Source organism: Bacillus sp. 2B09 (assembly GCF_003946835.1).
Classification (GTDB): Bacteria; Bacillota; Bacilli; order Bacillales; family Bacillaceae; genus Bacillus; species Bacillus altitudinis.
On the sequence record NZ_RPSG01000010.1, the window covers coordinates 1 to 19,977 of the forward strand.

Genomic DNA, 19,977 nt, shown 5'->3' on the forward strand with positions numbered 1-19,977 from the left:
ATTTCTTCACGGAGTTCCTGATAGTGTTTTGCCCTTGTATCCATGGCACTGGTTAGTGCTTTTGCATCAAGTATCTTGCCCAGATTAAGCCACTCCCTCCATTATTGATCATAAAGTCTATTTTACCGTGACCTTCAAAACGGAAAAATAGGCTAAATGACATAAAAAATGGAATGAACTCTCTATCCAATTTACCCGCTAATTCGGATAAACGAGTTTATTAATTGTAGGATATAGAAAAAGCCAGACAGTTCATTATACTCTGTCTAGCCACATGTTCACGTTACTTATAGTCATTGATTGGTCCTTTATCCATCAAAACATCGATCTCATTTGAATATTTCATTTTTAACTTCGGTCTACGCTCAGAGTTTGGTTTACTGTAAAGCTCTAGTGGACGGATGATCACGCCATCATTTGTGTTTTGAAGTATACCTGGAACACAAGAATAAATTCGATCATTGTCATTTGCATGTTTCGCGTGAATCGTGACAGACGTTCCTTGATGATTATCGATACTCATAGACACTCTATATCTATAGAAAGAACCTGTTCCATTTGATTGAGCAGAGTAAACAACGGGTACCACCGCAAGGATATCATCATTTAACCTTAGTTTAATGACTTCTGTTTTCATTGATTCACGATCTCTACCGACATCTCCCATATGCTCAACAGCCCCGTTACCGTAACTTTTGAGAGCGGGAACACCTTTTGCGCCAAACATGGCCACATCTATTTGTTTTCCTGACTTCGTATAGACCAATGCGTAAATATCATAATCGGTGCCAGACTCCCAAGATACTGTAGCCGTAATCTCTGGTGTTTTTTCAATGATGATCGGTTTATGACCTTTGTCTAGACTAATTTTACCTTGAACTTTCTCTAAGCTAATAGGTGCAGCGACTTTCTCTTTAGCGGCTGTGTTCATTGGAGCAGGCTCATTAATTTGTTTTTCAGAAACCATTTCAGGAGGTGTAGAAACATCCTGTTCATCAGGTTCAACCTCCACCCCATAAAGCTTGCATAGCCCTTCCAATCCAGAATCGAAGCCACGCCAGATGGATCGTGCTTTCGTTTCACTATTTCTTATGTATAGCTCTACTACGACAATACCCTTTTCATTTGTAAAGCTTACTGGTGTTAGGTATAGCACCTCATCACCTGTTCGAATTTCTGCTTGCAGATTCTTCACATGAGAAAAGCCGATTCCTCGATCCTCTGTTAGTGTAATAGCCATTTTCGTGATTCCGACAGGCACTTTGCTCATATCAAAATTCAATTGATGTCTTTTCAACTGATCTGATATCTCTGCTGGTAAAAGTGTCGCGACACCCGTAGCACTCTCCGGCTGATTGTAAAAGATAATGCCATTATCTCCTTGAACTAGATTTGAATCTGTTAAGAGAAACGCCGTTAAAGAAATATCAATTGCAGATGAGACTTCATAACTGATGGATAATTGCCCCTTTGGAGAGTTTAGTACGGTATTGGCACCCATTTGCAGAGTTTGATTCATTTCAACAACTCCTATTCTTTATCTACCATTTATCGTTTTTATAGATCAATTATACCAAATTGTGCAATAGAACCTATTAATATCTTTCTCTCTTTTCATCTCTGCAATGATATGAGACAATGCCACCTAAAAACAAACTACTCTCGAAAGGAGAATCAATGTGTATAAAAAAATCATCCCAGCTGTTACAGTGATATTCGGTTTTTGGATTCTTCTTCAATTAGCATTTAGTATCAATGTCTTCCACAATCCAATGAATTATTTTATTGTGATCACTCTATTTTTTCTTTGTATTCAGGCTACATTGAAGCATAGGAAATAAAAAAACCCGAACAAGCGCATCCCAAGCTCATCCGGGCCAGTCATTTCTTTATTACACTTCTTCACCATTCGTTGCGATGACGTTTTGATACCAAGTAAACGAATCTTTTTTAAGACGCTTCATTGAACCATTACCTTCGTTATCACGGTCAACATAAATCATGCCGTAGCGTTTTTTCATTTCACCGGTTGTGAATGACACGATATCAATGATGCCCCAAGGTGTGTAGCCGATGAGGTCCACACCGTCATATTCAACCGCTTTTTTCAGTGCTTGAATATGAGAAGCGAGATATTGAATTCGCTCTGGGTCATGAATAGAACCGTCTTCTTCCACTTGATCAATGGCACCAAAGCCATTTTCCACAATGAATAGCGGGATTTGATAGCGATCGTAAAAACGATTCAATGTATACCTTAAACCTGTCGGATCAATGGACCAGCCCCAGTCACTTGATTTGATATACGGATTTTCTACACCATGTGGCAGTGCTCCATTGACAATGTCTCCTTTGTGATCAGATACTGCATCGCTTTTGACCGTTGTTGACATATAATAGCTAAAGCCAAGGTAATCTACTTTTCCTTTTCTTAAACTTTCTTCATCGCCTTCTTCAAATGGAATGTGATAGCCTTCGCGCTCAAATTCTTTTAACGCGTAGCTTGGATAGTAGCCACGCACCTGGACATCTGGGAAGAAATAGCGCTGTCTCATATATTCTTCTGCCAGCATGACATCCTCTGGGTTTGAGGAATATGGATAAATTGGCACGTGGGACACCATCGCTCCAATTTGAAAGGACGGATTGATCTCTTTTCCTTTTGCCACTGCCCATGCACTTGCAAGCAATTCATGATGGCCCGCTTGATACATGACTTCTTTGGCATTTTCGCCTTCTTTGACAGATACCCCTGAATTTGTCCAAAGGAACAACGGGTTGTTGACGTCCATTTTGTTATTGATCTCATTAAATGTCATCCAGTACGTGACCTTGTCTTTGTAACGATTGAAGCATACTTCCGCAAATTTCGCGAAATATTCAGCGACTTTTCTGCTTCGGAATCCGCCGTATTCTCTTGCCAAATGAAGGGGCATTTCAAAGTGAGACAACGTAATGACAGGCTCGATTCCATGTTTAATCAGCTCATCAAACACATCATCATAAAACTGTAAGCCTGCTTCATTCGGCTCTTCTTCATCTCCTTTAGGGAAAATTCGGCTCCAGCCGATCGATGTTCGCAAGCATTTTAATCCCATTTCAGCAAACATGGCGATATCTTCTTTGTAACGATGGTAGAAATCAATGGCTTCATGGTTTGGATAAAAAGTTCCTTCTTCTATCGTTTCCGTGATCTGTCTTGGAACACCATGAGCACCTGCTGTCATGACATCTACAACACTCGGCCCTTTGCCAGCTGCATTCCATCCACCTTCGAATTGATGAGCGGCTAATGCCCCGCCCCATAAGAAATCTTTTGGTAAAGTCATTATCTATTCCTCCTATTTCACAATTGTCATCATGACGTCAGTTGGCTGACATGTCGAACGTTCCTCTACAATCACATCTTCGTATGCTTGGGTATTGGTAATGATAACAGGTGTGATTGTTTGTAATCCTTTGCTTTCAATTGCTTCCTGATCAAATGTCATCAACAAGTCACCCTTTTTCACCTTGTCGCCTTCTTTGATATTGAGTGTAAATGCCGATCCATCTAGAGAGACCGTATCAATTCCTACATGAACAAGTAACTCTACACCAAATTCAGAACGCAGACCAATCGCATGTTTTGTTGGTGCAAGCATGACGACACTGCCATCAAACGGTGCAAACAGTTTGTTATCGGTCGGATGAATGGCAAAACCTTTCCCCATCGCCCCAGAGCTAAATACGGCATCTGGCACTTCAGATAACGAAAGCACCTTTCCTGTAAGTGGAGCCGTGATCATTTCTTCATTGTTCATAGAAGCTTGTGTCGTTTCTCCGTCTTGATCTTTAATAGATGTTTCACTAGCTGACTGTTCTACTGTATCTTCTCCATATCCGAACATTTGAATAAGCACAACTGGTAAAATCAGCGCAATGGCCACACCAATCAAAATACCAATAATAGACGTTGGATAATCTGCACTGATTCCGTTCACAATGGTCAGCGGGCCAGGCAGCCCTGCATATGCAAAGTAATAAGGCGTAAAGAAGCTGGCCACTACGGCACCGACCGCTCCAGAAATACACCCGAAAATAAACGGCTTTTTAAAACGTAAGGTGACACCGTAAATCGCAGGCTCCGTAATACCGAAGAGTCCTGTGATTCCAGCTGAAACCCCAACTTTCCGTGTTTCCCGATTTCTTGCTTTTAAAATAACTCCCAGCACAGCACCGACTTGAGCGATAACAGCGATGGTTTGATATGCCTGAAAAGAGTCACGTCCATATTGTTCAAAGTTCGCAAGTACCATTGGCGTGATGCCCCAGTGAACACCGAAAATCACGAGTACTTGCCAGAAACCGCCGATAATGGCCCCTGCCAGAGCTGGTACATTTTCAGCTAAAACATTGTATCCGTTTGCAATTCCATTTGCACCTGCTGTCGAAAGAGGACCGATTAATAGAATGGTTAACGGAACCATGACGACCATACATAAAAATGGGACAAATAGCGGTTTGACGACTTCATGAATTCGTTTGTTTAAGAATTTTTCTACATAGGAAAGTATCCATACTAAGAAAAGCGGTGGCAAGACGGATGATGTATAAACCGTTTCAGATAACGCAATCCCTAAAAAGGTCACACCTTCCCCTGATGCTACACGTCCAGCAATCTCTGTCCAAGAAGGACTGACAAGCGCAGCTGTACAAGCAACCGCGATATACATATTCGTTTTGAAATGCTTGGCTGCAGTTATCGCAATAAAAATAGGCAGGAACGTAAACGGTGCCCAAGAAATAAAGCTAAACACTTCATAAGTGCCTGTTTTCGAGAAGCTTGGAAATATCAAATTTATTAAGATAAGTGCACCTTGTAAAATACCAGCTGCGGCTAAAATATACACAAATGGCGCGAACACAGCGGACATGGTCGCAATGACCCGATTCAGTATCGTTCCTTTGTTTTCATTCGGCTGATCATCATCCGACGTTTGGAGCTGAACAAGGTTGGAAAAATGCTCATATACCTCACCTACATGCTGACCGATCACAACCTGAAACTGACCACCGTTTTCCACCACTGTAATGACACCAGGCATGGCGTTGACTGCTTCTTTTGCCTTTGGATTAGAACGCTTCAGCACCAAACGCAGCCTCGTGGCGCATCTTGCAGCACTCACCACATTTTCTTCTCCGCCAACTGCTTCTAAGATGTCTTCTGCAAGCTTTTGATAATCCCTCACTTTTGACATATAAAACCCCCCTTTATCACTACTAGTATATGTACATTATAATTATACCGTTACAATTTATCAATGCATATATAATTTGAGTTTGCATATCAAAGAGAAATCGGGATGTGCTATAATACAAAGACAATAAATCGTGAAAACAAAGAGGAATGGCTATGTTAAAGTATCAACAAATTGCGAGCGATATTGAAAAATATATTGTCACACATGAGCTGCAGCAAGGAGACAAACTCCCTGTGCTTGAGACGCTCATGAATCAATTTGCTGTGAGCAAAAGTACAATTATCAAATCATTAGATTTACTCGAAAGAAAAGGGATTGTCTATCAGGTGAGGGGCAGCGGCATCTTTGTGAGAAGGCACAGGCGCAAAGGCTATATCAGCCTTTTATCCAACCAAGGGTTCAAAAAAGATTTAGAGGAATTTCAACTGACATCAGAAGTTCTCACGTTAGATACCGTCAAACCGCCAGAAGAAGCTGCGCTGAATTTAAACATTGAACTAGATGAGGATGTTTTCTACCTTAAACGCATTCGTTACATCAATGGACAAACTTTATGTTTAGAAGAGTCCTATTACCGGAAAACCATTATTCCTTACCTCAACACAGAAATTGCAGCCGATTCTGTATTTAAATTCATTAGTGAAGGCCTTGGTCTTAAAGTGGGCTTTTCTGACATGTACCTGCAAGTTGGCAAACTGAATGAAACCGAAGCGAAGCACCTCGGACTTAAACAAGACGATCCTGCTCTTCGTGTCGAAACCGTCTTTCATCTCACTAACGGCCAGCCCTTCGACTTCTCGAAAATCACATATAACTACATGCAATCCCAATTTTTTATTCAGGCGAATAATTATTATGGGTGATGGATGGAAAAAGCCTCCTGAGACATTCAGGAGGCTTTTCTACTGTTCTCTTTTAACCTTTAAATATTTCTTCCCTCTCTCTTGAGTAGTTAGCCCGTCAATGGCAGTATCACCGTAAAAAATCACTAAATAATCCTCTTTACCTATAAGAACAACTGGAAAAGCATGGTGTTCTTGCAGACTCTTTTCAACATCATCTGGATGAATCTCGACTTCCATTTCATGACCAATGAATGCATACTCAAACGGAAGAGTATGATAAAGTTCTACAAGACACTGTACGATCTCCTGTTGAATACGAACGACATCATGTGAAACAACCTCTGTCCACTTTAAATATAGAACGAATCCCACAAAGCCAGCTTCTTTTTGTATGTTCATGGTTGTATGTTTTAGACATGTTCCCTCCAATTCAAATTCTGTATAATAGCCTTCCAAGCAATTGTTTTTGATTTTATTCTCTTTTATATCATGTTCGATCCATGCTTCGCCATTAGCGTCTTGACTAAACTTTACTTTCGTTATTGAAATGCCTTTCTTTGTTAAATAGTCAATCAGTTGGTGGAAAGTGGTTGTTAAATGAATGTCATCATAGAATACCAATCCAATATTGATATATCCTCCTAAAGCGATGCTGACCCCCTCGCTTTCTTTTTGTTTTGTTCAAGCATACTACAAAAAGCAGATTCTCTTTGAACCTGCCTTTTGAACTATCATTATTTTTTTCAGCCTTACCGCCTAGTTGTTTGATATTACATGAACAATTCCAATTCATCACATTCAAAAGATTCATTTTACGAATGCATCTTACACATTTATGATGAACATAACAATATGTTTAGGAGGATTCGTCAGATGAAAGATATTAGGGTGTATCATGTCGATGCGTTTACAACTGAGAAATTTGGAGGTAATGCCGCTGGGGTGGTGTTGGATGCGGAATGGTTAACGGAGGATGAGATGCAGAATATCGCCAAGGAGTTGAACTTACCCGAGTCCGTTTTCTTGCTACCGGCACATGATGAGAAAGCCGATTATCGAGTGAAGTATTTCACTCCAACGGAAGAGGTCAATTTCTGCGGGCATGCGACGGTTGGGTTGACTTGGCTTTTAGCGACGGAGCTAGGGATGGCTAAAGAAAAATCAGGGGTGGTGTTAGAAACAAAGATCGGCCATGTTCCCGTTGTATGGCACGAAGAGAATGGCAAAGTTGTGAATGTCGAGATGACACAGGTCACGCCAAAGACGCGAGATTTTATCATCGATGTAGAAGAGCTTAGTGACATGCTCAGTATAAGCAGTGACAGAATTGATCCATCCTATCCTATAAAATTAGCAAACACCGGAAACTGGCATCTCCTGGTTCCGCTGAAACACCAGAATGACATTGATCAAGCAGCACCAAACCTAGCAGCTTTAGGAAAAATGAATAAAGAGCAGGATATCACAACGACTCATCTTTATACGTTTCAATCCACAAAGGACTTTGATCTTTATACAAGGGATTTTGCACCTGGCATTGGCATACCCGAAGATCCTGTAACGGGAGCAGCAAACGGGGCATTGGCCGGATATCTGTATTTGGAAGGGATCATTCCTCAGCAAGAAACCACTCATCTGCGCATTGCCCAAGGTGATGCAATCGGCAGACCAGGATTGCTTCGTATCACGGTCATTCCGAATGAAGCAAAGCCGGTCATTAAAGTAGCAGGTGCAGCGGTTATTACCATTCGTGGGGTGATCACGCTATAAATTGATCAGCTTGAATAGAGACTCTCGTTCAAGCTGAATCTATTTAAAATGATCTTTGACCGCTTCAATCCATCTTTTGGTAGAGGGAGAGGCTGCGTTAAAAGATTTAAACGCCATATTGATTTCGCGATAAACACGGGTCTCAAGTGGAATTACGTTCGCATGAGGCACCTGAGGCGGCAAAATCAACTTCGGAATGATCGTGAGCCCAAGGCCTTCCTGAACCATAGAGATAATCGTATTGTTGTCCCCAATCTCAAACAAAACATGGGGCTTCACGCCTCTTTCTTTTAATAATTTCTTAATGAGTCGATCACAGCCCGCTTTTGGCATAATAAATGGTTCATCTTGGAACGAAGCCACTTCCATCACCTTCTTTGTATGGAAACGATGACTCTCTTGCATGAGCACAACCAATTCATCTTGAAACAGTGGAACAGTTTCCAAATCTCTAGATGGCTGTGTTAAAAACCCAAGATCAACTGTGCCAGATGCGATCCACTCTTCAATCTCTTCATAGCCGCCTTCGTATAACTCCAATTGGATATTGGGATAACTTTTCGTAAAACGATGAATGAGCTGCGGAAGCATTTTTGAAGAAAAACTAGAGAACGTGCCGATCTTGATACTCCCCACTTCCATCCCTTGAATCAACGCCGCCTCCTGCTCAAGCAATGACGCATGATGAATGATTTGGCGAATATGGGGCATCACTCGCTCACCTGCATCTGTCAGCGACAACCCGTTTCGATTCCGATGAAGTAGCACAATCCCAAGCTCTGACTCAAGCTTCGCCATATTATGACTCACACCCGACTGCGTCAACCCAAGCTTCTCACCAGCTTTTGTAAAGCTACCGCATTCGACGACTGTTTGAAATACTTTGTATGGGAATGTCATTCGTTTGCTCACCTCTTTTGCTTTCTGGCCATTAGTATTGGAACGCAGAAAGTACAATTTCCTTTTAAAAGAAATTGTACTTTCTGTAAAAATTATCTCATTTCTTTTGCTAAATTAAAAACTTGTTTTTTCTACCTCTGTGCTTGTCATATAATCATCACTATACGAGTAATCGTCTTCAACACTGCTAATTATCCATGATTTTTTATCTTCAATATATTCGAGAGTAAGCTCAACTTCTAAAAATCCTTCTTCGCTTTCACTGTCGACGTATTCAAGAACTTCTCTTTCTTTATCATGAAACTCTACTGGAATATGTATTAGATGTGATCCTCCACTTCCAATTTCATAGGTAGCCTTCGAAAAATCAATTCTTGTGCCTAGTGCCTTTCCCTCATAATAATTTTTTGAATCATACCCAGCAATCACTTCTATAAACTCTTTCTTAAGATTATCAGACACTCGTTTTAACTTATTTGCATCCTTAGAATTTTTAGCCTCGACCCTCTGCTTTGCGAAATCATTTATCACCTGTTTCATATTTTCTTTAAAAGCTTTATCAATGATTGGATTAGGTGTTAAATCATACTGATTTGTTGATCCTCCGAAAACAGAAGACGTATCTGTATCTTCTTCAACTTTCACTTCATATTCTTTGCTTTTGCCTTCTCCCCATGGGAATTTAGCCTTACCTTGTAGAGTGATCCCTTCTTTCACAGGACCAAAAGTCGTACCTTCTTCTATTTTCTCTCCAGTTCCTTTTCCATTCACTACTATTTCTGTATTAGGTATCGATGATGAAACATCTACATTATTACCTGAAAAATTAAGACTGACTGTTTTTTCAAAAGAATCGGCATCAAAAAGAGTGAATTCCTCCTCATCATTTACTGTTGTATAATTAAATTTTTTTTCTCCTTTTATATCATATACACCTGGTCCGTAATAGCCCAGCATTTTAGAACTACTGTCTTTTAAGTTGATTTTTTCTCCATTAAAAGAAATTTCAGCACCCTTGGCGGCTTCCACTTCTACCTTATAAGCTCTCGCTTTAATCGTATATTTCTCTCTCCCTAAAAAACCTTTCTCTTTATCTATAAAGAATGGTCCCATAGACAAAAAGGCTTTTCCAAATAGACTCTCAGTAAATGTACTATCCTTACCGTCTGAATTATAATACTTTGCTTGATACTCTAATAACTCAACCTGATTTTCAAATTCTTTACTTTCATTTTTTAGATAGTTAATAATGCTTTCAGCATCATTTTTATCCCATGACATCTCTTTATTTTGAAGCTTCACTAATTTAACTAGGCCCTTTGCATCCCCATTTTCCACTTTTTCCTTAAATTCTTTTGCCAAATCTGCTGGATTTGCTGAACGTCCAGCTACCAAAAAGATAATAATAAATAACAGAACTACACTACTACCAATAATAAATAACGTCTTTTTTTTCATTTTCATACTCCTTAATCAATTTATTTGATTATTATAACACTAAAGTTAAATAATAGAGTATGACCCAAAAAATTCATAATATATGAATCATAAGAATTAGCAATTAAAACTCAATTTACAAAAACACCTCGAAAAGCTTTAAGCTCTTTGAGGTGTTTTATGGATGACTATATTCTGTTTCTAGTTAGTCGTCGTCGTCGACGAAGACCTAGACGCCGCTTCATCCGCTTTCACACAATCAATCGCAACAACCAATGCAATCATCACAGGCTCCATCTCTTCTTTCAAAATATCCACCTTATAGCTGTCACCCCAAGTAAACCATTCCTTTTTTACCTGACCAATCACTTCGCCGCTTTGCAGCACTTGGAAATTCATATCCCACCAGTTCCCTTGTACTTCGATACCAGCAGCATCAATTGAATATTTGGCTTTGAAGAACGTAAATTCTTTTTTGATCGTCAATACCTCTTGACCATCAACTTCTACTACAAACTTCGGTAAAAAGGTAAACATTTTCTTCGTAATCACAGCGATTTCATCTCGTTCTGTATTCAAAATGGTAAACGTCTTTGGCACCTTCATAAAGCTGCCTTCGACCACATATACATCATTCTCCTGTTGATCCTTGACTGTAAACCTGCCGCTCAGACTAAATACCTTTTGCTTCATATACAGCTGCTTCATAATTACCTCCGATTCAGTTCAAAAATTTATCCGTTCTTACCTTACCACTGATTATACCAAAAAATAGAATGTGCAAAAAACCACCTGATAGCAGGTGGTTTTCGATTACTGATCCATTTTCAGAGATTCTTTTTCATATGTTTGAAAAGCATCTTCCATTCCCATGATGACTTCTTTCATTTTGACATAACCACTTGTGTAAGGAATAGAATCTCTAATCTCTTCCCACATAAAATGATAGAACTTCAGGTCATCTGTTTCACACATCACAAAATCTGTGTAATCCTTACCTGGAAGAGCTTCAGCATCAAAAAAGCGCACCGTCACATGTTCCTCATATTTTTGCATCAACTCTTGCAGCGAAGCCGCATGGGTTCTGCGCTCCTCTCGTGGTAAAGCAAGCCAAGATGGATAGAACTCTAATAAAACAACCATCATATATTTCATCATCAAGCCCCTCGATTCTTCTATGATGTGATGATTGTACGCCAGTTCTAGAGAATGTGCATTAACATAGGTTAATGTTCAGCAGGATGCAGCAGCCTGCTCAGCGAAACTGGAGAAATACCGATATATGAGGCAATATGATATTGAGCGATACGTTGATGTAACCCGGGATATTTCAATAAAAACGCCTGATATCGCTCAATGGCTGGCAAATATAGCAGTTCCCTCTCACGCTCTTCCTTTCTCGTATACAACCTTTCTACACTCACCCGAACAAACCGCTCCCACATATGACTGCTGTCCATCAACATTTGAAGCAGATCATACGGAATTTCAATCACAATAGAATCCTCCATCGCTTCAATCGAATAAGGAGAAGGCTGCCCGTTGATCATACTTGCATAAGAAGTAGCAAAATCATCTTCCAACGTAAAAGCCACATTGTGCTCCCTTCCATCCGGTAACAAATAGAAGAGACGGAAGAGCCCTGTTATGCAAAAATAGGCATGCTTCACCGGATCGCCAGCCTTGATTATGCATGTACCTGCTTTTAACTGTTTAATCGTTGTTCCATCTTTGAAAGCTTGCCAATGATTTTGTTCAATTGGATATTTCGATATTTTGGTTTTGAACGTGTCGTATGGGTTAGTTATTTTGTCCATTTGTAAGTTACCTCTCTAGTAATGGAAAACTTGATATAAAATAGTGTCAGAAAACACTCAGGTTATAATGGAAATATAAGCGATGATGAGAGGAGAAACAATGAAAAAAATCACTTTTTTTGACTGGACTATCCATTTACAAGCATATTTAATAGTTATTACCGATCATCATGAAAAGAAAATGGTCATTTTAGAGCCATCTATTGAACTAAATAGCATCATCTGGTTGGATGACAACAACGAGCTACAAATCAAACCTACTTGGGATTGTGTCATTTCAATTAATCCAACCAATAAATCACTGACAATCCGGCAAACAAAAGAAGTATTCGGAGATGTGTACGAATGAAAATAGGAGGAACTATGAAGAAAACCGCTTTTTATGATTGGACGATTCACTATCCTGAACATTTAACAGCCGTCAAAGATGATACAGAAAAGAAAATGGTCTTTCTCGAACAGACTGTTGAATTTAAAGGAATTATTCGTATTGATGAGAATGATGAGCTGCAAATAAAGCCCACTTGGGATTGTGTCATTATTATTAATGCAAAACAGATGTCTGTCACAGTTCGTGATGCAGAAGATGTTGTAGGTTTGCCTTAGAAATAAAAAAGTCTCATTTGAGTGATTTCCCTCAAACGAGACTTTTTCTATTTAGTCACCACAATTATTTAATAACCATTTACAAAGTAAGCAATGGTTTCTAGTTCATCTTCTTTCAATTCTCTGTTCACGTAATTTTGATATTCTATCGTGATTCTCTGTTGATCTCCACCACAAAGATCTGTGTATTTCGCCATCATCCGAAGCTGGTCTGTTTCCTGACGAAACTCCTCTTTTGTCCATGGTCTTTGATGCGAAGGAATATACGTATCCGCATCAAAAGCATCTAACTCATCTAAAAGACGCAAGATTTCTTTTACCGTATAATGTACTTTTTCAGCATACATTTTCGGATAAATGCAATCAGCAAGAAACAGGATTTTTTCCTCTTTCACATACACGATCACTGAATCTGCGGCATGATCGCCTCCAACATGCTGCACAACACAAGTCACCCCGCCAAGATCAATCTCCATCCGACGATCAAACGTGACATCCGGTAAAACGACCTGAATCTCTCGATGATTCTTATATTCTTCTTTGATGGCCTTCGCGCAAAACTCAATCTCCGTTCCTTCCCTCACCCGCTCATCAATCGCCTCATCTGACCAAGAAAACGGAAGAAGCTTCTCCATTTCCTTTCTGGTTTTTGCCGAAGCAATTGCAACCGAATCAGGAAGCGCCGGCAGACCAAAAATATGATCCCAATGCCAATGCGTGAGGATCACCAGATCAGGTGTAGCGTTCTCTTGTTTTAAGGTCTTTTGGATAAAATAGTTCGCATGATCTTCTGAGTTTCCAGCATCGATCATTAATGTTTTGTTATTGCCTACGACCATGCCTAGGATGGGGCGGTCGGTGAGTGATACTGGTGTGATGTAGGAGAAGGTTTTGCCTATTTTTTTGATTGTGTGCATGGTGTGCCTGCTTTCTAATATTTAGATTTTATTCTCGTAGTGCGAATGTAAACCGAATCCTATTTCTTTAATAAGTATTTGGCTAGCTTTCGATCTTCTTTATCCTTTGTCTTCACAGCAATATGTTCAATCAATTCTCTTGTGGCCGCTTGCTGAGAATACGAAGGAGACCATTCTTTTAATACACTTAAAGCATGATACTGTAAATTTCCATCATCTGATCTAAGTGCAGCTTGAATCAATGGCAATCCTACACCTTCGTGTTCATATAAATCTTGCACAATATATTGTAGACAAGCCACTTCATCATCTGAGAGGTTTGATAACGATAAATGTGTTTCTGCAAATGTGCAAAGCTCTCTAATATGCGGGTGTTGACTTGTGTCCATCACAGCAAAGTATATTTCACTATTTGCCGGATCTTTCTCAAGTAAAGCAAATAGATGCTCAATCACATCTAAACGATAAAAGAGAGCGATTTCAAGTGCTTGGGAGCTAAAACCCTGTTGTAACGAATCGGTTGCAAGCTTTGGCCATCTACTGTCATTGATAAACGGTTGAACAGCTTCCTGGATAGCCTTATAATCTTCCTGTTTCCATGAAGCATTCAATCGGTCGTCCCAAATCTCTTGTTCATCATTTAAAAACTCATTTATTTTCAATATTGGATAAAAGTCCTCAATTGATTGACAGTGCTTATGAGCATGGTGAATAAATCGGCAGAGAACTGAGCTTGCATTTGAATACTCATCGATTCCGTAGATAGAAACCTCATCTTCTAATAATGCTTGAATGATGAGACTCGCTCCATCGTATAATTCTTTGGAAATTTCATCTTCTGATAAAGCTGTTTCCAGATCACCATTAAGAGCACAAGTATAAGCTAAGTATTCATTCATGATTGTATTTTCGCAGCCCTTTGTTAGTAACCATCGTTTTATTTCTGGCGTCGATGCTTCCAATTGCTCAACAGCCGAAATCTTCCCCCATCCATCAACAGACTTTGCAAGACGCCAAACATGTTCGTTTCCTTGAATTGTGCCATTCTTCAATGCAATCACGACATAAGAAGTAAATTCTTCATGCATACCTATTGTGAATAAAAGCTCTTTGTATTTTTCACAGTTCGTACATCCCAATATCATAACTGCAAATTTGACGACCTCCCGATGTGCTGCATGTTCAAGAAGCCATAACGCTTCTTGCTGTACACGGGATTCATCCCATTGTGTTTGCTGAAATCGTTCAATTAGCTCACTGCTGCGGCTCGCCATATTATTAGAAATGATTTTTTCATATGTTTTCTTTCTTGTTTCATTTGTAGGATGATTTAGTTGTTTTTCAAAAAGCTTCAATAATTTCTTCACATAAAAAGGGGCAGGTCGTTCATCTACATAATAATCAGATAAACCGGGAGCCAATCGTGGTTCATTTTCGTCAAATAAATAATCTTCATCGGGTAAACGGTCGTCTACTATTTTATGATGTGATTGAATTTGTTGTTGAATAAAGGGAACGATTTTCTCTTTATGATCCCATGGTAGAAGGTCTATCTTCATTGATTCATCTAAAACCGTTTCATGATCTACCTTCACCATACAACGAAATCGTACATACCCACCAAGTTTAACGGACACCTTGTGTTTTGTACCATCTTGAAGCTCCAATATCCCTGACAATTTTGAATAAGGGATCATATGAGTCAATAAACTTTTTCGTTGTTTTTTATCAACTGTCACACCATCAATGATTAGTTGCTCTTCTTTTATCTGGTTTGTAATTTCTATAGAATGCCCTTTATAATCAATTTTCCACGTTTTATTTATTTCTTTTTCTACGTCTTTTATTACGTTACGTATTTCATGTTTAAAGTCAGCTTTGAAACCCATGAAAGTCTCCTTTGAGTAATTGTAGATTGAATATGTGATCGTTCCCAATACCTGCTGTAATCGTTTCTTGAACTAAGTTTTCATTATATATAATACGATATTTATTAAGAAGAGTCTTCTTTTCTTCTTACATGAAAAAAGGTATGAGAAATGAATAATTCCCGTACCTTTTACTATTTAAAATTATTGATTAAATGTCGGCTCTTTTTGCTTTGCATCCTCAAAATACTGAGTAAACGAAGAAACACCTGAATAAGATATTGATAGGTACTCTTTAGCACGAGTCATTCCTATATACATTAAAGACACTTCTTTTTCTTGATCCTCTTCATACTTTAATGGCATCAGATCAGCTTTCACAATAAAAACTGAGTGGAAGTCAAGACCTTTACTACTATCGAGAGAACAAATTTTGACTGTCTCTTCCTCTGGATTGAACTTATGTTTGGTTGCACCATTTTCAGTTATCCAATTGTAAGGAATATTCTTTGTTTGAAATTCAGATTGAATCGCTGATATATAATGGTTATTATATCCCTTTATACGATATAAAATAGCCATTTCAGAGTAAGGTATGTTCTTTTCATTATGTTGATCCACTATTTGTTTAGTAATCTCCTCTATTTCTTCTTTAAAGTTATTACATCTTAAAAGCTCTACTTCTGGCCCTTTACGTTTCGTCTTTTTTGGAGGGATGATTTCGATTGTCTCTGTCTGTTCTTGTTTTAATTTAAGATCTAAAGCTCTATGGCTATCGTAAAATTTCCATCCAAAATCCACAATTTGTGACGTATTACGATAATTTATATTTAAGATTCTAGATCTACCTCTAAAATCAAGCCCCGTATCTTTCACATAGCTTCTACTTTTCCGATAGATATCTTGCGCTCTATCTTCTACTAAAAGTAAAGATTGCGTCTCTTGATCTAAGCATAAGCTGATGAGATGCAGCCAGCTCCCTTCAAAGTCCTGCCCTTCATCAATTAAAATGGCATCATACTTTACAGGAGTTAAAGCATCATTTTCTACTTTTTCAATGTAATCATCTATTTCAAGTTCTGAAATACCATGATCTTTTTTAATCCAGTGATGAAAATTTAATATTTGTATATTATTTAAATTTGGTGTTTTTCTATGATCGGATGTCAGAAATTCATCTGGTTCTGTAAATTTAGAATGAATCATTTGTTTAATATTTTGTTTCAAAGCTACATTGTAACAGAGTATTAATATCTTCCAATTCGCATGTTGTTCAGCTAACATTTTTGCTCGAGTCGCTAAGATTAAGGTTTTACCGCTTCCTGCTACTCCTCTAATTAGCCGATGTTTATCACCAATCTGTTTAGCCAAGTTTTCTTGATGCAGATCCATCGTTTTGATGTTTCGAAAAGATAATAACAGTTTTTCTTGATATGGGACTGGTTCAACATCTGCTCCAACGCGTATTTCTTTGTATAGATGATAGCGAATCCTTTCTAATTCGTCAGATGATAGTGGCGTATTTAACTTGAAAGGCACATGAAACATATCAAACAATTTTTCTATTAAGATCTCAGGATCAAAATGGTCATTATCCGGATCAATCTGATCACGCGATAAAATAAAATGTGGATCAATAACCTCATATACTTTATTTTTTAAAAGTTGTTCTTCATGAAGCCGAGTGAAGACGACACCATAACCATAAGGAAACTTTAATTTAAACTGATATTTCCCTTCTGTATTGATTAAATCAATATCTTTCTCAAGCATATCTTTTATTTTAAAAGCATATTCTCTGGATTGAACTAGGGGATTCTTCACTCTATGTAAATCACCAGAAGAATTTAAAATGCCCCAGGTATTGTCGTTTAGCTCTCTTATTGTATTTTTGGTGTAATCTTTTACTTCCAAAACTAATACTCCTAGATCCGGACCGATTATCACAAAGTCTGGTCTAAACCCATTGATATTAGGCTCATAATGAACAATATAATCCTCGGGTAGATATTCCTTTAATGTTCGAAATAAAATTCGTTCTCCTGCAGTAGCAGTACTTTTAATACTTTCTGGTAATGTAATTGCCATTCATACTACACCCCTCTATTATCCTTATAAACCATATATCGGAATAATCTAGATTGTTTGAATGTAAATTATTACATTATATAGGATTATTTAAAGAATGGTGATCGAGATGTTCGTTAGAAAGATAGCTGAAAACTCAAAAAAGCTCTTAAATTAATAATTTAAGAGCTTTTTGTTAAAATTTCGCTTTGTATCTGTATATATTTTTAGTGACTTTTATTTTTATTGAATTTGTGAATGATCGCTTTATATACAATATACACCAGATACATTACATAGCCTAAAACAAATGTAATTACTAAATCTTTAAATGCCAAGCTTGTCCCTTTTTGTGTAATGATACTCCATATTAGGGGTAGTATTTCTACAGTGAATGCCAATGCAGCTCCTAATAATGAAGGTAATACGATAAAAGTAATAACAAATGATTTAATTATCTTGTTCTCCTTTAAGAGTTTTTAAAATTATTTTCTATTAACTGTTCATTTAATTTGATGTTTTTAAATCCGTGACGTATCTAAGTGCGGTAAGTATATTTAAAGCTATGAAATTAACACAAGTCACTCAAATTCATAGCTTCTAAAAAATAAATTTTAAATTAGACCTTTTCTTTTTAATTCCCTTATTGCTCTTAAATCTTCAGGGGTTGGGGTTGGTTGTTCTTCACTTTTACTTAGAAAATCGGGTTGATTTAATCCCCAATCATTAAATACATTTAATAGCTCGTCAGAAATTCGTATGTCTCTTTCTCGAATTTCATTCATTCCCCAGTCTTTATGTTCGCTAGATAAATTTAATAAGATTTGAACTTTAGACTTATTGTAGCTGTCTTGTTTCTTTTTAAAATATCCATTACTTGCAATGATATTAAGCTTTTTTTCAAAAGGTATTTTATTTCCCAAATGCTCCACAAGTTCTTTTATCTCTTCCTCAGAATTATTTGGAAAATAACTAGATTGCCATTTTTTAGGTAGTATATGCTCGATTTCCCATTTATCAGGAAGGAGTTTCTCCTGCTTTTGATAAGCAAGTATCTTTAAAATCATCCGAACAGTATTACGATGCGCAGTTTTAATCTTAATTTTCAGCTCTTGTTCATCCAACTTATTAAAATTAAATATAGGTGTAGGCGAATTAATAATTTCAGAGTTTAGATTTAAAATCCCTCGCTTGACTACATTAATAGTTGGCGTAACTATGTAACGCGCTGCCAAAACAGCAAGTAAATTTTTAAGAAACCGTAAAAAAAGGTTTTCGAAATTTGGTAAATGATAATAATTAAGATAATAAATAACTACTGGATACTTCCAAAATTCATTTGGATACGAAGATAACCCATCAAGTATTTGTTTAATCTCGATATTTTTAGACCAATTCTCATCTTCTATTTCCACACGATTGTTAACCACCTTCCATAAATTCAGCATTGAATTTAAGTTTGTAATAATATCAGTTTTATATAACTGTTCAAAATTATTTCTGGAATAATACTTTCTTAGACCTGGAGTTGTAGTATTTCGATCATTTTCTAAGGCTCTTAAATAGAACATATAATAATAGAATAGTTTTTGAATGCTTTCACCAGCATCTTTCGCTTCATCATCAAGTTGTTGCCATTGCTCAATGAAAACAGCTCTAATATCAACACTTAAATTATTATAGATTTTCGCTTTAAAAATATCAGCATCGGATAAAGCTAGTCCTCTATCGTTAAGAGTTGAAAAGATCGTTAAAGCTGTATCTTGGGAATCAGCTGTGATTGGTAATAAGATTGCCTTGTTTAAAACATTCCTAATAAACCAAAAAAATAACTCCGGTTCATTTGAAGCATAATTCTCAATTAACTCTGTAAATAATTTATAGTTAAGTGAATAGTTATCTTTTGCAGTTTCTTTAGTAGTCCCGTTAACAAGAATCTGACCAAAAATTTTGTTTCCCTCATCACTTATAACTCTAGATTCAATTAGAGCTTTTTCAAAGTTAACCTCAGCTGTTAATTCATCTTGTTCCCACAATGCTGATTCTATTTGTGCTTTAAAGTTTGCTACTTCCTTTGTTTCTTTCATTGAATTAAGTTTGAAGTAAAGCGCTCGTAACAATAAGAATAAGGACGTAATTCGCTGCTGACCGTCTATAATTTCTTGTTCACCACTATCATTTTCATAAGAAACAATCGTTCCTAGAAAATAAGTGCTTCCATTATCATTTTCTGTATACTCTGTTAAGTCTTCAAAAAGCGTTTGAATCTGTTCGTCAGTCCATGCATACGGACGTTGATATTCAGGAATAACAAATTTATTTACTTTTCCTGTTTCTAATAGTTGCTTTACACTCTGTTTATTTACTTCTATAGATGTAGCCATTATTTATTCTCCTTTCTTTTAATACATTTACTTTATACTACCGATTAATAATTGAATTATTAATCTTTTACTAGTATGCTATCTTGTAAATCAATATGGATAATGTGCTGGAGATACAAGTTC

Annotated in this window: 17 protein-coding genes; 4 read left to right on the top strand and 13 right to left on the bottom strand. The window is 37.5% G+C overall.

Annotation, left to right across the window (positions count from 1 at the left end):
* Window positions 1–283 precede the first annotated feature (283 nt).
* The 3 genes from EBQ12_RS16445 to EBQ12_RS16455 form a co-directional block, all read right to left on the bottom strand.
* The gene (locus EBQ12_RS16445; protein ID WP_125590743.1) at window positions 284–1,519 is read right to left on the bottom strand and encodes a TerD family protein; all 1,236 of its coding nucleotides are present in this window, start codon (window positions 1,517–1,519) and stop codon (window positions 284–286) included.
* A 373-nt stretch (window positions 1,520–1,892) separates the two neighbouring features.
* Window positions 1,893–3,332 carry a 6-phospho-beta-glucosidase BglA gene (gene bglA / locus EBQ12_RS16450; RefSeq protein WP_125590745.1) on the bottom strand — a complete coding sequence of 480 codons (1,440 nt, stop codon included), beginning with the start codon at window positions 3,330–3,332 and terminating at the stop codon, window positions 1,893–1,895.
* 9 nt (window positions 3,333–3,341) lie between these two features.
* On the bottom strand, window positions 3,342–5,240 hold the full coding sequence (locus tag EBQ12_RS16455) for a beta-glucoside-specific PTS transporter subunit IIABC (protein ID WP_125590747.1): 1,899 nt from the start codon (window positions 5,238–5,240) through the stop codon (window positions 3,342–3,344).
* Between the two features lie 155 nt (window positions 5,241–5,395).
* On the opposite strand from EBQ12_RS16455, the gene EBQ12_RS16460 reads away from it, so the two are divergent.
* Window positions 5,396–6,106, top strand: a complete 711-nt coding sequence (locus EBQ12_RS16460) for a GntR family transcriptional regulator (RefSeq protein ID WP_052321090.1) — start codon at window positions 5,396–5,398, stop codon at window positions 6,104–6,106.
* 39 nt (window positions 6,107–6,145) lie between these two features.
* Here EBQ12_RS16460 and EBQ12_RS16465 read toward each other — a convergent pair whose 3' ends face one another.
* Window positions 6,146–6,709: an Imm64 family immunity protein gene (locus EBQ12_RS16465; RefSeq protein ID WP_164511664.1), complete on the bottom strand. Its 564-nt coding sequence runs from the start codon at window positions 6,707–6,709 to the stop codon at window positions 6,146–6,148.
* Between the two features lie 252 nt (window positions 6,710–6,961).
* Here EBQ12_RS16465 and EBQ12_RS16470 point away from each other — a divergent pair, with 252 nt between their 5' ends.
* Window positions 6,962–7,858: a PhzF family phenazine biosynthesis protein gene (locus EBQ12_RS16470; RefSeq protein ID WP_125590751.1), complete on the top strand. Its 897-nt coding sequence runs from the start codon at window positions 6,962–6,964 to the stop codon at window positions 7,856–7,858.
* A 39-nt stretch (window positions 7,859–7,897) separates the two neighbouring features.
* Here the strand turns inward: EBQ12_RS16470 and EBQ12_RS16475 are convergent, their stop codons facing one another.
* From EBQ12_RS16475 to EBQ12_RS16495, 5 genes are all read right to left on the bottom strand, one after another.
* Window positions 7,898–8,758: a LysR family transcriptional regulator gene (locus EBQ12_RS16475; protein WP_125590753.1), complete on the bottom strand. Its 861-nt coding sequence runs from the start codon at window positions 8,756–8,758 to the stop codon at window positions 7,898–7,900.
* A gap of 114 nt (window positions 8,759–8,872) precedes the next feature.
* A complete protein-coding gene (locus EBQ12_RS16480) occupies window positions 8,873–10,216 on the bottom strand; it encodes a TcaA 3rd/4th domain-containing protein (protein WP_125590755.1) in 1,344 nt (447 codons plus the stop codon).
* 180 nt (window positions 10,217–10,396) lie between these two features.
* Window positions 10,397–10,903: an LURP-one-related/scramblase family protein gene (locus tag EBQ12_RS16485; RefSeq protein WP_125590757.1), complete on the bottom strand. Its 507-nt coding sequence runs from the start codon at window positions 10,901–10,903 to the stop codon at window positions 10,397–10,399.
* 105 nt (window positions 10,904–11,008) lie between these two features.
* Complete coding sequence (locus EBQ12_RS16490; protein ID WP_039165381.1) at window positions 11,009–11,350, bottom strand: darcynin family protein; 342 nt, start codon at window positions 11,348–11,350, stop codon at window positions 11,009–11,011.
* A 71-nt stretch (window positions 11,351–11,421) separates the two neighbouring features.
* Entirely contained in the window at window positions 11,422–12,012 is a 591-nt protein-coding gene (locus EBQ12_RS16495; protein ID WP_125590759.1) for a Crp/Fnr family transcriptional regulator, read from the bottom strand.
* A gap of 82 nt (window positions 12,013–12,094) precedes the next feature.
* Between EBQ12_RS16495 and EBQ12_RS16500 the strand changes: the two genes are divergently transcribed.
* Window positions 12,095–12,361, top strand: coding sequence for a hypothetical protein (locus EBQ12_RS16500; protein WP_241215653.1), 267 nt, complete (start codon window positions 12,095–12,097; stop codon window positions 12,359–12,361).
* Between the two features lie 14 nt (window positions 12,362–12,375).
* Window positions 12,376–12,618 carry a hypothetical protein gene (locus tag EBQ12_RS16505; RefSeq protein ID WP_125590761.1) on the top strand — a complete coding sequence of 81 codons (243 nt, stop codon included), beginning with the start codon at window positions 12,376–12,378 and terminating at the stop codon, window positions 12,616–12,618.
* A 68-nt stretch (window positions 12,619–12,686) separates the two neighbouring features.
* Here the strand turns inward: EBQ12_RS16505 and EBQ12_RS16510 are convergent, their stop codons facing one another.
* The 4 genes from EBQ12_RS16510 to EBQ12_RS16525 all read right to left on the bottom strand — a co-directional run bounded on the left by EBQ12_RS16510 (window position 12,687) and on the right by EBQ12_RS16525 (window position 19,854).
* Window positions 12,687–13,535, bottom strand: coding sequence for an MBL fold metallo-hydrolase (locus EBQ12_RS16510; RefSeq protein ID WP_125590763.1), 849 nt, complete (start codon window positions 13,533–13,535; stop codon window positions 12,687–12,689).
* Window positions 13,536–13,594: 59 nt separating this feature from the next.
* Window positions 13,595–15,424, bottom strand: coding sequence for a hypothetical protein (locus EBQ12_RS16515; protein ID WP_125590765.1), 1,830 nt, complete (start codon window positions 15,422–15,424; stop codon window positions 13,595–13,597).
* A gap of 183 nt (window positions 15,425–15,607) precedes the next feature.
* A complete protein-coding gene (locus tag EBQ12_RS16520; protein ID WP_125590766.1) occupies window positions 15,608–17,491 on the bottom strand; it encodes a 3'-5' exonuclease in 1,884 nt (627 codons plus the stop codon).
* 593 nt (window positions 17,492–18,084) lie between these two features.
* Window positions 18,085–19,854, bottom strand: a complete 1,770-nt coding sequence (locus EBQ12_RS16525) for a DUF262 domain-containing protein (protein WP_098680394.1) — start codon at window positions 19,852–19,854, stop codon at window positions 18,085–18,087.
* Window positions 19,855–19,977: the final 123 nt, after the last annotated feature.

Bases quoted from the DNA above. Each gene is read 5' to 3' on its own strand.
- EBQ12_RS16445 (WP_125590743.1), bottom strand. From the start codon at position 1,519: ATGAATCAAACTCTGCAAATGGGTGCCAATACCGTACTAAACTCTCCA.
- EBQ12_RS16455 (WP_125590747.1), bottom strand. From the start codon at position 5,240: ATGTCAAAAGTGAGGGATTATCAAAAGCTTGCAGAAGACATCTTAGAA.
- EBQ12_RS16460 (WP_052321090.1), top strand. From the start codon at position 5,396: ATGTTAAAGTATCAACAAATTGCGAGCGATATTGAAAAATATATTGTC.
- EBQ12_RS16470 (WP_125590751.1), top strand. From the start codon at position 6,962: ATGAAAGATATTAGGGTGTATCATGTCGATGCGTTTACAACTGAGAAA.
- EBQ12_RS16475 (WP_125590753.1), bottom strand. From the start codon at position 8,758: ATGACATTCCCATACAAAGTATTTCAAACAGTCGTCGAATGCGGTAGC.
- EBQ12_RS16480 (WP_125590755.1), bottom strand. From the start codon at position 10,216: ATGAAAAAAAAGACGTTATTTATTATTGGTAGTAGTGTAGTTCTGTTA.
- EBQ12_RS16485 (WP_125590757.1), bottom strand. From the start codon at position 10,903: ATGAAGCAGCTGTATATGAAGCAAAAGGTATTTAGTCTGAGCGGCAGG.
- EBQ12_RS16490 (WP_039165381.1), bottom strand. From the start codon at position 11,350: ATGAAATATATGATGGTTGTTTTATTAGAGTTCTATCCATCTTGGCTT.
- EBQ12_RS16495 (WP_125590759.1), bottom strand. From the start codon at position 12,012: ATGGACAAAATAACTAACCCATACGACACGTTCAAAACCAAAATATCG.
- EBQ12_RS16500 (WP_241215653.1), top strand. From the start codon at position 12,095: ATGATGAGAGGAGAAACAATGAAAAAAATCACTTTTTTTGACTGGACT.
- EBQ12_RS16505 (WP_125590761.1), top strand. From the start codon at position 12,376: ATGAAGAAAACCGCTTTTTATGATTGGACGATTCACTATCCTGAACAT.
- EBQ12_RS16510 (WP_125590763.1), bottom strand. From the start codon at position 13,535: ATGCACACAATCAAAAAAATAGGCAAAACCTTCTCCTACATCACACCA.
- EBQ12_RS16515 (WP_125590765.1), bottom strand. From the start codon at position 15,424: ATGGGTTTCAAAGCTGACTTTAAACATGAAATACGTAACGTAATAAAA.
- EBQ12_RS16520 (WP_125590766.1), bottom strand. From the start codon at position 17,491: ATGGCAATTACATTACCAGAAAGTATTAAAAGTACTGCTACTGCAGGA.
- EBQ12_RS16525 (WP_098680394.1), bottom strand. From the start codon at position 19,854: ATGGCTACATCTATAGAAGTAAATAAACAGAGTGTAAAGCAACTATTA.